Origin of the sequence: Marinobacter sp. MMG032, from assembly GCF_040112695.1 — a bacterium.
Taxonomy (GTDB): domain Bacteria; phylum Pseudomonadota; class Gammaproteobacteria; order Pseudomonadales; family Oleiphilaceae; genus Marinobacter; species Marinobacter salsuginis.
This window is the reverse complement of the sequence record NZ_CP157802.1, coordinates 2,740,263-2,753,940: the sequence shown is the minus strand read 5'-3', so window position 1 is coordinate 2,753,940 and position 13,678 is coordinate 2,740,263. Positions and strand designations below refer to the sequence as shown.

The following is a 13,678-nucleotide window of genomic DNA, read 5'->3' as shown; positions in this document are numbered from 1 at the left end:
GATTGTACTATAGCGGCCTGGCCCCCACAGGCAAACCAATCCACTATAACATCCTGACCCATGAAACAGCTTAGTCAGATCTATCTACTTTTGCTACTGGTAACATTACTGAACGGCTGTTCGACCTTTGGCTACTATTCGCAAGCCGTCAGTGGGCATCTATCCCTGATGATGTCGGGGGAGCCGGTGGAAAAGGTCTTCTCAGACGACACAACACCGGTGGAACTGCGGGAAAAACTTGCATTGGCTCAAAAGGCCCGGGAATTCGCCGCTCAAAAACTGGCCCTGCCGGTGGGAGACGCCTTCAGCGAATACGTGGAGCTCGACAGACCCTGGGTGGTGGTAAACCTGGTGGCCGTACCGGAGTTCTCGCTGGAGCCACACCGTTGGTGCTACCCGGTTCTCGGCTGCCAGGCCTACCGGGGGTACTTCAGCCTGGAAGATGCCCATGCCGAGGAAAGGCTGTTTCTCAATAACGGTTTCGACACGTTCATTGGTGGCGTAACGGCCTATTCCACCCTCGGCTGGTTTGCCGACCCACTGCACACCGGCTTTACCCGACTGTCGGAGGATCGCATGGTCGCCCTGATGTTCCACGAACTGGCCCACCGTGTGGTCTACATCGCCGATGACACCGCATTCAACGAGAGCTTCGCCACCGCTGTGGAGCTTGAGGGGCTCAGACTGTGGTTATCGGAACAGGGCGAGCACGGACAGTTCGAGGAGGCTTTGGGCCGTCTTGCCCGCCGCAACCAGACCCTTGCCCTGGTTGAAGACTTCAGCGCCCGACTGGAGGCTCTGTACGCACAGGCAGACAGCTTGCCAGAGCAGCATCTGCGAACCCGCAAGGCCGCCATCCTCGAGGACCTGGCTCTCGCCTATCAGGAAATTTCCGCAGATTGGCCTGAGCCGGGACCATTCGGGCCGGCACCGATCAGCCTGAACAATGCCAATCTGGCGCTGTTTCGCCAGTACAACCAGCACGTACCCGCGTTCCGGCAGATGCTCCGGGACACCGGCTACGATTTCCCGGCCTTTTACCAGGCAGTGGAGGCGCTCTCCGATAAAACCGAACCCGAGAGGTCCGTGTACCTGGCTGCCCTGTCACAGCGGTTTGAAGAAAACCTTTGAATTCCGCTGGGTGTTATAGGAGGCCAGCTTCGGCCCGGGCAGGGCCTGCACGGTGGAAGGCTGGAAGCCCCGCTCCCGGAACCAGTGCTCCGTCTGGGTGGTCAGCACAAACAGCTTTTGGATGCCCTGCCCCCTGGCCAGCTTCTCCACCATCGCCAGAATCTCGTCACCCCGCCCGGCGCGGCGATAGTTTGGATCCACGGCAAAACAGGACAGCTCGCCGGCACCTTCCTCGGGGTAACTGTAAAGAGCGGCACAGCCCACGATGGTCCCGTCTCGCTCTGCCACGACAAACCGGTCAATTTCGGTTTCCAGCATCTCCCGGGAACGGCGCACAAGAATGCCCTGCTCCTCCAATGGCTGAATCAGTTCCAGAATCCCGCCAATATCCTCAACCCTGGCCTGGCGGAACTGTTCGTAGTGATCGCCGCTCACCAGCGTGCCGGCACCGTCCCGAGTGAACAGTTCTTTCAGCAACGCCCCGTCGTCCACATAGCTAATGATGTGAGCACGCCGTACGCCCTTCACACAGGCATCACAGGCCGCCCTGAGCAGATCCGCATCGTGACCGGTTACCGCACCGGAAGCCAGACGTTCGGACGCCTGACGCGCTGACAGCTCCCTGATCAGGCTGCTGTCCTCTTCCTGCAAGCCGGGATCATCGATAAACACCATCAGCTTTTCGGCCTGCAGCGCCGCCGCTACCTGACTACCAACATCCTCGTAGGAGAGATTAAAGGCGTCCCCGGTGGGCGAATAACCCATCGGCGGTAATAGAACAATGTGCCCCAACTCCAGCAGTTTCTCGATGCCGGCCACATCCACCCGGCGCACCTTGCCGGTGTGGCCAAAATCAATACCATCCAGCACACCCACCGGCTTGGCGGCCACATAATTACCCCCACTCACCCGAATACGGGCATTGTGCATCGGCGAATTCACCAGCCCCATGGAAAGGTGGCTTTCCAGGTAAGCTCTCAGGCCACCGATGGCCTCCATCACCATGCCAAGGTGCTCTTGCGATGTAATCCGCAGCCCTTTGGCAAACGACGATTCCACCCCGGCGCCATCCAGCCGCGCCTGGATTTGCGGGCGGGCACCGAAGGCAACGACCAGCCGCACGCCAAGGCTGCTCAGCAGCGCGATGTCATGGATGATGTTGATAAAATTCCCGTGTTCAATCGCATCCCCCGGTATGGTCAGCACAACCGTACGCCCGCGGTGGGCGTTGATGTAAGGGGATGAATGGCGGAATCCATGCAGCCAGTCGTTTGATTTCAATTCGAATACTCCAAGCTTTTTTCTTTACGCGGCCTGCAATTCAGTTTGACGAACACTGTCGGAAGCCCTCTCCAAAACCGTGGAGCGCCAGGGATGGCGCGACCGAGCCCTACAGGGACGTATTTACGGGCGTGTTTTGGAGAGGGCTCCCGACAGTGTTCAGCCCCCTATTTGACCCGGACTCCGTCTTAAAGGCAAAACTGTCGGATAAGCCCTCGCAGTACTTTAACGGTTGGCTCCAGCTGGGACAGCTCTATAAATTCATCCGGTTGGTGCGCCTGATCGATGGATCCGGGGCCCATGACCAGGGTTTCCAGGCCGAGTTTCTGTAACCAGGGCGCTTCTGTGGCGAAAGCGACTGCGTGGGCCGTGTGACCGGTGAGCTTTTCACAGGCTTTGACCAGGGCCGCATCGGCCGGGGTTTCGAAGGGTGGCACGCCGTCGAAGAGTGGCTCGAATTCCAGCGACAGCTCCCGACGCTCCGCAATCGGCTGGACCTTGCTCAGGATGGTCTGGCGCAGCGTTTCCATGTTCATGCCCGGCAGTGGACGCAAGTCAAAGTGCAGCTCGCACTGGGCGCAGATGCGGTTGGGGTTGTCACCGCCGTGGATGCAGCCCAGGTTCAGGGTTGGAAACTGCACTTCAAAGTTCGGGTTCCGGTATTTTTCCTGCCAGCCTGACCGGAGTGCCAGCAATTCTGTGAGCGCTTCGTGCATTCCTTCCATGGCATTGCGGCCGAGGGCCGGGTTGGAGGAGTGGCCGGACTGGCCCTCGAATTTCAGGCGCTCCATCATGATGCCCTTGTGCATGCGCACCGGTTTCAGGCTAGTGGGCTCGCCGATGACCGCGTAGCGGGCCTTGGGCTTGCCGGCTTCGGCCAGGGCCCGGGCGCCATCCATCGAACTCTCTTCGTCGGCCGTGGCCAGTATGATCAAGGGCTGCTTGAGATCTTCGTTCACAAAGGCCCTGGCCGCCTCGATGGCCAACGGAAAAAAACCTTTCATGTCACAGGTGCCCAGCCCGTACCAGCGGTTGTCCCGCTCGGTCAGGGTAAAGGGATCGCTCTGCCAGCGTTTGTCATCAAAGGGCACTGTGTCGGTGTGGCCGGACAGCACCAGACCACCCGGGCCGCTGCCGAGGGTTCCGATCAGATTGTACTTTCCGGGCATCCCCGGCACTTCCAGGATTTCCACAGAAAACCCGAGAGCCTCGAGCCATTCGGCCAGCGTTCGCACCAAGGGCTCATTGCTGTGATCCCACTTCGCCGACGCGCTGCTGATGGAAGGCAGCGATATCAGGCGGGCAAGCATGTCACGAATGCCCGGCACCGTTGCGGATTTGCTATCGGACTGCGACATAGTTTCCTCTCAGATTCCCACTGGAATCATTGTGCACGGCCACGACGCCAGACTTCAAAGTTGACGATCGCCCTGGTCAACATCGGATAGGCGACTTCACCACCGGCAACCACGCGGGCCACTTCCAGCTCACGCTCGCTGACGCTCACCAGACGACCCTCCACAACATTATCGTTGGACAGGGTTACCCGAACCTGCCGGTCAATCCATTGTTCGGCGCTCTCCAGTTCCGCCGGGTACCAGCTTTCGGTCTCAGGATCTTCTCTTGGCACCACTGGCTCAACCGCCACTTCTGGTGTTTCCTGAACAACAGGCTCGGCCTCGGTCAGAAAGACGTCCGGTACGCCGGCACCATTGTAGCGAACTTGCCAGCTTGGGCCCTGCCCACCGTTGTCATCCACTCTGACAGGAACACCAAACATGGACTGATCCGGTTGCAGGTTCACGGTAAGCTCACCGCCCTCAAGCAGCCACTGCCGGTAAAGCGCCTTCAGCTGATCGCTGGCGGCCAACCCCCGGGCTTCGAGTCCAGCAACCAGCGCGGCCACCGCCCGCCCGGCCCATTCGCCGGTTTCAATGCCGGCTTCGCGGGCACAGTAGGCGGCGATTCGGCGCATCAGGCCGCCATCGCGCAGGGTCAAACGCATAGGCTCGTCACCGTCCAAAACGGACAGTTCGGAATCCTGAACCCGGATTCGGGCATCAGTCCAGTCCAGTTCGAGACTACCGGTGCTGATGGTATTCAGCTCCGCGTGGAGATTGCCTTGGGTCTGGCGCACGAAACCATCGCCGGCCAACGCGGTGATGCCCATGCGGATCAGATCGCCGCTCCCCAGTTGCTGCCGCGGATCTGGCGCACATGACAGGACAAACAGCGCCGGATCTCCCTCACTGTTAACGCCCTCTGCGGTGACCCAGTTCCGGAGCATGGTCGGGTCCAGAGTCAGGCCAAGGCCATCTAGTCTCAGGGTCCACTGGGCCGGCAGACTGGTCGGATCGGCGAGAGCAGACAGCAGGTCAACGGGTGAACCAGTATCAAACTCCGCCCGGGCCATATCCAGCGGCTGGGTAAGCTCGAAATCCTGCCAACTGGCATTGTTGAGAACCAGTCGGCCCTCAATACCGGAGCTGATGCTGCCTCGATGCAGCACACCGTAGGATTCCAGCGCCTGTCTTGCTTCAGCCATGCGCTGGTCTGCCAGCCACCAGACACCTGCCTTGAACGCGGCAAAGCCGATCAGAACCAGTACTACCAGCGTCGCAAGCAGGCGCTTCATCCGGAGACTCCTTGTCGGGTGCCGTCAGTTACGTGAAATCAGGGTGCCGACACCCTCATCGGTGAAGATCTCCAGCAAGCACGCATGAGCGACCCTGCCGTCGATGATATGGGACGTGCGTACACCATTCTCCACCGCACTGAGGGCGCACCGGATCTTGGGCAGCATGCCGCCATGAATCGTACCGTCTTCGATAAGCTCGTTAACCTGCTTGGCCGTGAGCCCGGTAAGCACCTTGTCGTCCTTGCTCTTGAGTCCGGCCACATTGGTCAGCAGGATCAGCTTTTCGGCTTTCATGGCCTCGGCCACCTTGCCTGCCACCAGGTCAGCGTTGATGTTGTAGGAAGCGCCATCGGGCCCCACGCCAATTGGTGCGATCACGGGAATCAGGTTGCTGCGAGTAAGCATGTCGATAACATCCACGTTCACACTGGCAACCTCACCAACATGGCCGATGTCGATGATTTCGGGCCGCTCCAGTTCGGGAGAACGGTTGACCACCTCCAGCTTGCGGGCCCGGATCAGGTTCGCATCCTTCCCGGTGAGCCCCACCGCCATGCCACCGTGGGAATTGATCAGGGAAACAATTTCCTTGTTGACCTGGCCACCGAGCACCATCTCCACCACGTCCATGGTTTCAGAATCGGTGACCCGCATGCCATTGACGAACCGGGACTGGATATTCAATCGTTCCAGCAACTCTCCGATCTGGGGCCCACCGCCGTGGACAACGATCGGGTTAATCCCTACCAGTTTCATCAACACCACATCACGGGCAAAACTGCTCTTCAGGTCTTCGTTTTCCATGGCGTTACCGCCATATTTGATGACCACGGTCTTGCCGGTAAATCTTTGAATATAGGGCAGCCCCCGGCTCAGTACCGAAGCCACCTGCATTGCTGTTTCACGATCCAGCGCCATGTTTTTGCCTTGTTAATCCTGAGTTGTTATCGATCTGCAAATCGTCAGTGGGCTTTCAAATCAAAACTCTGCCACCAGATCCGGCGCTGCCTTCTGCAGCTGGTCCCGGAACACAGACTTGATTCGCTCCAGTGCGTCCTCGGTCTCCGCCTCGAAGCGTAGTACCAGCACTGGCGTGGTATTGGATGCCCGACACAGCCCCCAGCCGTCGGCGTAGTCCACACGGATGCCATCAATGGTGCTTATGTTGCCGTCACCAAAGTCACCGGCCTCGCCGAGCCGTTTTATGATGTCGAACTTGGAGCTTTCGGTCACTTCGACATTCAGCTCCGGGGTGCTGATATCGTCCGGGAAATCCTCGAACACCTCATCACTGTGCCGGTCTTCAATACCCAGGATTTCCAGCAGGCGGGCGGCGGAATAGAGCCCGTCATCAAAACCGTACCAGCGCTCGCCAAAGAAGATATGACCGCTCATTTCCCCGGCCAGGAGCGCGCCAGTCTCTTTCATTTTTGCTTTCATCAGTGAATGTCCGGTTTTCCACATGATGGGCCGGCCGCCCGCTTCGGATATCACACCGGCCAGCCTGCGGCTGCACTTCACGTCATAGAGAACGTCAGCACCCGGATTGCGGGACACCACATCCCGGGCGAACAACATCATCAGGCGATCTGGCCAGATGATCTTGCCGGAATTGGTGACCACGCCGAGTCGATCGCCATCGCCGTCGAAAGCCAGCCCGATGTCAGCACCTTCCGATTCGACACGGGCAATCAGATCCGCAAGGTTTGCCGGTTTGCCGGGATCCGGATGATGGTTCGGGAAGTCACCATCCACCTCGCAGTACAACGGAATCACCTCACAGCCCAACTCTTCAATGAGCATGGGTGCGAGTTCGCCGGCAATGCCATTGCCGGCATCAACGACGACCTTGAGCGGTGCCGCTACCGCAATATCGCCAACAATCCGGTCCAGATAGGCACGGCGGACATCCTCGGTGCTCTGACTGCCCCGACCGCTGGCAAAATCGCCGGTCTGAATTCGCTGATACAGTTTCTGGATGGCTTCCCCCGAGAGGGTTTCCCCGCCCAGCATGATTTTCAGACCGTTATAATTGGAGGGGTTGTGACTGCCGGTGACCATGACGCCAGAACCAGTCTGGAGTTCGTGGGTGGCAAAATAGAGTACCGGTGTGGGCACGGCGCCCACATGAATCACGTTGCACCCGGTGGCCATCACTCCACGAGCAAGGGCATCCGCAAAATCCGGGCTCGAATGGCGACCGTCATAACCAATGCAGAGGCTGTCGACACCACGCTCCAGGGCTTCGGAACCAATGGCCCGGCCGATCACCTCAACGCCCTCGGCAGTCAGGGTTTCGCCGACAATGCCTCGAATGTCATAGGCCCGGAAAATATCCTGGGACAGCTCTACCTGAGGCAGTGCCACCTCTTCTACATCCGGGGTGTCGCCCGAACCAAAGACGGTATCTTCGCCACTGCCAAAACCGAGAACGTCCTCATCGCCATCAAGCATGTCGATATCGAGCATGTCCTTTTCCTGGAACAGAGGTTCATCGCTGCCCTTGGCGGTACCTGCACCGGCCTTCCCGGCAGCAGCCTGCTTTGGCTTCGCCGCTTCGCCAGCCTTGGCGACCCGCTTATCGACAACCTGCGACAACCGGTACAGCACCTCACCGGTTGACGCCACCATATCCCAGCGGAAGGTCGGCAACTTCACCCGCTCTCCGCCAAAAACCTTGTGAGCCCACTGGATCAGAGCGGTCACATCCTGGCGCAGACCTTTCTGGGCTCCGCCCAGCAGGACCCAGACAATAATGGCTGCGATCAGCGCGGGAACCCCAACCAGAATAGCGATCATAAACGTATCCACCGGCGCTGCGGAGGATCTGGCGGGGGTATAGGTTACCGTCCAGTCAGGATTGCCGAGCTTCCGGGATTCGGCGCTTCCGGATCCGTTGCCATTGCTGACTACGGTGCGGGACGAACCTGACACCGTCTGGACCAGCGCCAACTGGCCGCCGAGGCTGGAATTGACCACTTGCAGCAACGGCTGGATCTGGGCGGAGTCGAAGATGATCAGCAGGCTTCCGATGACCGCATTGCTTGTCGGGTTCCGCACCGGGGTGGCCATCTGGAAAAACCAGCGATCATCCCTTGGGAAGGCGTCCGGGAAGAGCCGCTGGCCGGTTTCAGCGCGCCGGGCCAGTTCAAGGCCCGAGAACCCCAACAGTCCCTCATTGCTTGAGGTACGGGGAATGTCACGGTAGGGAAACAGATGGACTGCCTCTATGCCGGGCAGTGAATCCGCCAGCTCCACTTCGGTTGGCGGTATCTCGTTCGGGCTGCTCAGCGCCTGAACCACATGCGGCTGGGTGGCAAGACCATTGACGCTTTTCTGGACCTGGTCGAAATACTGGTTCAGTCGAAGCGCTGCGGCATCGGCCTCCAGCGCTTTCAACGAGCCAAATCGTTCCGTTGCCGAAGGCTGGACCACCAGAAAATGAAGCAATGCAACGGCAATTACGCTCGCCAGAACCACGACCAGTGACTGGTTTACTGCCACGGTATTCAGCCGCTTGAGCTTGGGGCCCGAGGCACTGGCCTTTTCCTTTTTTACCGCCTTCTTCGACGGTTTTTCATCAACGGACGCGTCGGCATCTTTCTTTTTACCCAGCTTCATAGTCCATCCTGCAGTTGTAATTTTATCGTCCTGGACAAGCAGTTACCCGCAAAGTATAGACGCCGGCGCGTGGTTCTGCGTGGCCGGCCTCCTGGTCACCGCGTGCCGGTGGAGCCAAAGCCGCCGTCACCACGGACACTGGCGTCAAATTCCGAAACCACCTCAAAATCCGCCTGGACGACCGGCACCAGTACCAACTGGGCCAGGCGTTCGCCTACATCCACGGTAAAGCTGGTGCGCCCACGGTTCCAGCAGGACACCATCAACTCGCCCTGGTAATCCGAATCGATCAACCCCACCAGATTGCCAAGGACAATGCCGTGTTTGTGTCCGAGCCCGCTTCTGGGCAGGATCATGGCGGCCAGGGAAGGATCTGCAATGTGGATCGACAAGCCGGTCCGGATCAGTTGGGTATCGCCCGGTTCCAGGGTCAGCGGCTCATCCAGGCAGGCTCTCAGATCAAGGCCGGCGGAGCCTTCGGTGGCATATTCGGGAAAGGGAATCTGGTTACCGATACGGTCATCCAGAATACGTACCTGAAGATTTTTCCTGCTCATGAGGTGTCCTGTCGATTGTGGTACCGGTACGCTTCGCTGAATTAGCGGGCGGCCTGGTCGAGATGTTCGCTTATCATTGCCACCAGTTCCCGGGCAATGTTCGTTTTTCTGTTCGGGCCGATAGACGTCTGACCACCTGGCCAGAACACGGTTACCGCATTATTGTCGCTGTTGAAACCAAGGCCCGGCGCCGAAACGTCGTTCGCCACGATCATGTTCAGCTTCTTGCGCTGCATTTTGTCGATGGCATAGCTGGCCACGTCAGTGGTCTCCGCTGCGAACCCCACGGTAAAGGGCGCGTCGTCACGCCCGGCAATGGTTGCCAGCGTATCCGGGTTGCGCACCAGCGAGAGTGCCATGGCCTCACTGGATTTCTTGATCTTGTCTCCGGCGCAGGTTTCCGGACGGTAATCCGCCACCGCCGCCGTCGCAATAAAAAGATCGCAACCCTCATCCACGGCATTCGAGGCTTCTCGCAACATGTCCTCGGCCGTCAGAACCTGGCGCACTTCAACACCGATCGGAGGCGCCAGGGCCACCGGTCCGCTGACAAGAATCACCCGGGCGCCCGCCTTGCTCGCTGCACTGGCCAGGGCGTAGCCCATTTTCCCGGAACTGTGGTTACTGATATAGCGAACCGGGTCGATGGGCTCTCGGGTCGGCCCTGCCGTAATCACCACGGTCTTACCGGAGAGCACCCCCTCGCTACCCCGATCAATAAGACCGAAAATGGCCTCTGGCTCCAGCATTCTCCCGGGACCGGTATCACCACAGGCCTGGGCGCCCTGGTCGGGCCCCCACAATTCGATTTGGGGATCTTCTTCCAAAAGCCGGATATTTCTCTGGGTACGGGCGTTGCTCCACATGGCCTGATTCATGGCCGGCACCACGGCGATGGGCGCCTCGGTTGCACAGCAGACAGTGGTTAGCAGATCGTCTGCCATCCCCTGGGCCAGACGGGCGATGAAATCCGCCGACGCCGGCGCTATCACCACCTGATCGGCCCATTTGGCCAACTCGATATGCCCCATGCCCGCTTCCGCCTCCGGGTCCAGCAAGGAGGTCCGAACTGGCTCGCCACTCAGAGCCTGAAAGGTCAGTGGTGCCACAAAAGCTTCTGCTCCTCGGGTCATCACAACCCGCACCTCATGGCCGGCCTTTTTCAGCTGACGCACAAGTTCGGCGCTTTTATAGGCTGCAATACCACCGGTCACTCCCAACAGGATTCGTCTGGCGGCCATAGGGGCTCCGTTTCCGCATAAAATGAAAGGCTTATAAGATAGCATGCTCAGGCCACAGCGACAGCCTGCCAGGCCAGGCATACGTTTACCGATTGTTACTTTTTGAAGTAACCTTTGTAACCCTGACAGGCCCGTCGCGGCGCAGGAAGCGCCCGGGGCCGGACTTGACCATCGCAAGGAAGCCAAGATGACAGATTCCACCTGGCCCACGGACGAACGTCCGCGGGAACGCCTGCTCGCCCACGGGGCGCCAACCCTCTCCGACGCCGAACTGCTCGCCATATTCCTGCGCACGGGCACCACTGGCATGCCGGTGATGGCACTGGCGCGCCACCTGATTGAGGAATTTTCGGGGCTCCGGGGGCTACTGACCGCCTCCCAGCGCCAGTTCTGCAATGTCAAAGGCCTGGGAACCGCCAAATACGCCCAGGTTCAGGCGGCCATGGAAATGGCACGCCGGGTCATGGAGGAACCACTACGCCCGGGGGACCCCCTGCGATCTCCCGAGGATACCCGGCGCTTCCTCACCAGCCGGCTGGGCACCTATCCCCACGAGGTGTTCGCAGGCCTGTTCCTGGACAATCGTCATCGCGTCATCCAGTACCGTGAGTTGTTCCGGGGCACCATTGACGGCGCGGCCGTCTACCCAAGAGAAGTGGTGCGACAGGCCCTGGAAGACAATGCCGCGGCAGTGATCTTCGCACATAACCATCCCTCGGGCGTGGCAGAGCCCAGCCAGGCCGACATTTCACTGACCCGTCGGCTGAAAGAGGCGCTGGGTCTGGTGGATATCAGGGTTCTTGACCATATGGTTGTTGGCCATGGTGAGGTAATATCCCTCGCTGAACGGGGTCTGCTGTAAAACCGTCTTTACGATGGTGAACGTCAATGCCGGAAAACTGGCCAAATTCCCAACAATTTTTTGCGTTGGGGTGCGAGTTCTGGTATAAAAGCGTCCCTTTCTGGCGGCGTCTGGCGAGCAGCGTTCAGTTTAGAGGCGCGAACGGGGGCGTGATGGCTCCTTTGCAACCAGAGACGCATTAAAAACGAATTCGTATTATTAAGACCATTGCTCAGGTCGGAGGCAAGTATGTCCAGAGTTTGTCAGGTTACCGGTAAGCGTCCGGTATCCGGTAACAACGTTTCCCACGCGATGAACCACACTCGTCGTCGTTTTCTGCCGAATCTGCAGAACCACCGTTTCTGGGTTGAGTCCGAGAAGCGTTTCGTGAAGCTGCGCGTTTCCACCAAGGGCATGCGCATCATCGATAAAAAAGGCATTGACGCTGTGCTGGCCGATCTTCGTGCCCGCGGCGAGAAATTTTAAGGAGCCGCATCATGCGCGAGAAAATCAAGCTGGTTTCATCAGCAGGTACTGGTCACTTCTACACGACCAAGAAGAACAAGCGTAACACGCCGGAAAAAATCGAGATCAAAAAGTACGATCCGGTTGTCCGCAAGCACGTTGCGTACAAGGAAGCCAAGATCAAGTAATTCCTGATCCGGCATCCACATAAAAGCCCGGCCAATGCGCCGGGCTTTTTTGTGGCTCTCTGACACTCAGAACTTCTCCAGGTAACCCTCGGGTAACGCCACGTCCATGGCAATAGGAAGGTGATCTGACATCGGATAGCTGACCACTTCTGAACGTCGGATCTCCAATGAGGGACTCACCAGAATATGGTCGAGGGCCTTCTCGGGCCGCCAGCTTGGAAAACTGTGGGCTGTGTCTGGCAAGGGCACCAGATCGGTTTCCTTGAGGGGTGTCTGGGTAAGCAGCTGCTCCGCATGAGCGTTCATGTCTCCCATCAGAACCACATGCTGGTAATCAGCGATCAACTCCCGGATGTAGCCTAACTGGCGTTGCTGGGCCGTCTTGCTCAGAGACAGATGCATCAGCACCAGCACCAGAGGGTCATGCTCGGTGCCATAGCGGGCGATGATCGCCCCCCTGCCCGGGATCAGCCCCGGTAACTTATGCTCGGTAACGTCGAGGGGCCGGTACCGGCTCAACAGACCATTGCTGTGCTGAGCGATCTGGCCAAGATTCCGGTTCAGCTGCTGGTACCAATAGGGAATGCCGGCCGCTTCGGCCAGGTATTGCACCTGGTTGATGTAGCCGCTGCGCAAACTGCCGCCGTCGCACTCCTGCAAGGCCACCACGTCGTAGCTGCGCAGCAGAGAGGCAATCCGGTCCAGATTCTCGATTCGATTGCGATGGGGCAGTATGTGCTGCCAGCTTCGCGTGAGATAGTGACGGTAGGAAGAGGTATTGATACCCACCTGAATGTTGAAGGTGAGCAGGCGAATGTGTCGTTGCGGCTCAAACTCGGGGACATGCTCGGTCCCGGAGCAGGCACCCCTCGGCCCGCCGGCCGGCTTCAGGATGCCATTCAACTGCTTTCTTATATGCTTGTACATAGTGGCGGTCTCAACCGGCCGGCTGCTTGTTGAACTCGGTTCTGGCTCTTTGGCGCTCCCTTACTCCACCTCGCCCCGCTCTTTGGCGACAAGGTAGTCCACCACTTCCAGAACGGCCTCGTGGCTACCGGCCATGGATGCACTGACAGTGTACTTGCCATTAACCAGCATAGTCGGAGTTCCGGTGATCCGCGCGCCACGGATTTTCGACTGGGCTTTCTGCATGCGGGCATTCACACCGAAGCTTTTATAGGTGCTGACAAATTCATCCGGATCCACGCCATAATCTGCAACGAAGTCCGCCAGGGCTTCCGGCGAATTCAGGGGGCGGCGCTCGCCAGCAAGCGCATCGAACAGCGCATCATGGACCTTGTCCAGCTCACCCATGGCTTCCAGGGCGTAAAAGGCGTAGGCATGGGGCTCCCAGTTTCTGCCGAGCGCCGCAGGAATCTTCACATAGTTGACGTAATCCGGTGCATCGGCCGCCCAGGCCTCAACCAGGGGCTTGAAGTTGTAGCAATGGGGACAGCCATACCAGAAGACTTCGGCTACTTCGATACCAGAATCGCTATCGGTTCTTACCGGGTTATCCAGACGATTGTAATGAGTCCCTTCTTTCCACTCTGCGGCGTTGGCCTGGCCAGAAACCGACAGTGCCAACAGGAGCAGGAAAACCATTCTGAAGGATCGAAACATGAAACATCTCCGGTTATTTGAATATCGTTTTGGGAGGATTATGACCCAGCGTACCTGAAAAGTTCCACAGGTCGGCAGTTACAGAAACGAAA

The 13,678-nt window shown here is 58.7% G+C and carries 13 protein-coding genes; 4 read left to right on the top strand and 9 right to left on the bottom strand.

All coding sequences use genetic code 11. From position 1 onward, the window contains the following. Positions 1-60: 60 nt before the first annotated feature. The gene (locus ABNF92_RS12570) at positions 61-1,131 is read left to right on the top strand and encodes an aminopeptidase (protein WP_349342321.1); all 1,071 of its coding nucleotides are present in this window, start codon (positions 61-63) and stop codon (positions 1,129-1,131) included. Here the strand turns inward: ABNF92_RS12570 and argA are convergent. The 7 genes from argA to coaBC all read right to left on the bottom strand — a co-directional run bounded on the left by argA (position 1,105) and on the right by coaBC (position 10,469). Next, positions 1,105-2,412, bottom strand: a complete 1,308-nt coding sequence (gene argA / locus ABNF92_RS12565; RefSeq protein ID WP_349342320.1) for an amino-acid N-acetyltransferase — start codon at positions 2,410-2,412, stop codon at positions 1,105-1,107. The two genes, ABNF92_RS12570 and argA, sit on opposite strands and share 27 nt — an antisense overlap. Before the next feature lie 188 nt (positions 2,413-2,600). Beyond that, positions 2,601-3,770 carry an acetylornithine deacetylase gene (gene argE / locus ABNF92_RS12560; protein WP_349342319.1) on the bottom strand — a complete coding sequence of 390 codons (1,170 nt, stop codon included), beginning with the start codon at positions 3,768-3,770 and terminating at the stop codon, positions 2,601-2,603. 26 nt (positions 3,771-3,796) lie between these two features. Next, complete coding sequence (locus tag ABNF92_RS12555) at positions 3,797-5,047, bottom strand: acetylornithine deacetylase (RefSeq protein WP_349342318.1); 1,251 nt, start codon at positions 5,045-5,047, stop codon at positions 3,797-3,799. Positions 5,048-5,071: 24 nt separating this feature from the next. Beyond that, on the bottom strand, positions 5,072-5,968 hold the full coding sequence (gene argB, locus ABNF92_RS12550; protein WP_209399722.1) for an acetylglutamate kinase: 897 nt from the start codon (positions 5,966-5,968) through the stop codon (positions 5,072-5,074). Positions 5,969-6,028: 60 nt separating this feature from the next. Continuing rightward, complete coding sequence (locus tag ABNF92_RS12545) at positions 6,029-8,671, bottom strand: phosphomannomutase/phosphoglucomutase (protein WP_349342317.1); 2,643 nt, start codon at positions 8,669-8,671, stop codon at positions 6,029-6,031. Positions 8,672-8,766: 95 nt separating this feature from the next. Continuing rightward, positions 8,767-9,228 (bottom strand): dUTP diphosphatase, encoded by a 462-nt coding sequence (gene dut, locus ABNF92_RS12540; protein ID WP_069182121.1) that lies wholly within the window; start codon positions 9,226-9,228, stop codon positions 8,767-8,769. Positions 9,229-9,269: 41 nt separating this feature from the next. Then, positions 9,270-10,469: a bifunctional phosphopantothenoylcysteine decarboxylase/phosphopantothenate--cysteine ligase CoaBC gene (gene coaBC, locus ABNF92_RS12535; protein ID WP_349342316.1), complete on the bottom strand. Its 1,200-nt coding sequence runs from the start codon at positions 10,467-10,469 to the stop codon at positions 9,270-9,272. Positions 10,470-10,656: 187 nt separating this feature from the next. On the opposite strand from coaBC, the gene radC reads away from it, so the two are divergent. The 3 genes from radC to rpmG all read left to right on the top strand — a co-directional run bounded on the left by radC (position 10,657) and on the right by rpmG (position 11,963). Then, the gene (radC, locus tag ABNF92_RS12530) at positions 10,657-11,331 is read left to right on the top strand and encodes a DNA repair protein RadC (RefSeq protein WP_349342315.1); all 675 of its coding nucleotides are present in this window, start codon (positions 10,657-10,659) and stop codon (positions 11,329-11,331) included. Positions 11,332-11,559: 228 nt separating this feature from the next. Continuing rightward, complete coding sequence (gene rpmB, locus ABNF92_RS12525) at positions 11,560-11,796, top strand: 50S ribosomal protein L28 (RefSeq protein ID WP_008173462.1); 237 nt, start codon at positions 11,560-11,562, stop codon at positions 11,794-11,796. An 11-nt stretch (positions 11,797-11,807) separates the two neighbouring features. Then, positions 11,808-11,963 (top strand): 50S ribosomal protein L33, encoded by a 156-nt coding sequence (rpmG, locus tag ABNF92_RS12520; RefSeq protein ID WP_008173465.1) that lies wholly within the window; start codon positions 11,808-11,810, stop codon positions 11,961-11,963. 66 nt (positions 11,964-12,029) lie between these two features. Here rpmG and ABNF92_RS12515 read toward each other — a convergent pair whose 3' ends face one another. Together ABNF92_RS12515 and ABNF92_RS12510 are read right to left on the bottom strand one after the other, a co-directional pair. Continuing rightward, positions 12,030-12,890, bottom strand: coding sequence for an endonuclease/exonuclease/phosphatase family protein (locus tag ABNF92_RS12515; RefSeq protein ID WP_069182124.1), 861 nt, complete (start codon positions 12,888-12,890; stop codon positions 12,030-12,032). 60 nt (positions 12,891-12,950) lie between these two features. Then, entirely contained in the window at positions 12,951-13,586 is a 636-nt protein-coding gene (locus tag ABNF92_RS12510) for a thiol:disulfide interchange protein DsbA/DsbL (protein ID WP_349342314.1), read from the bottom strand. Positions 13,587-13,678 lie beyond the last annotated feature (92 nt).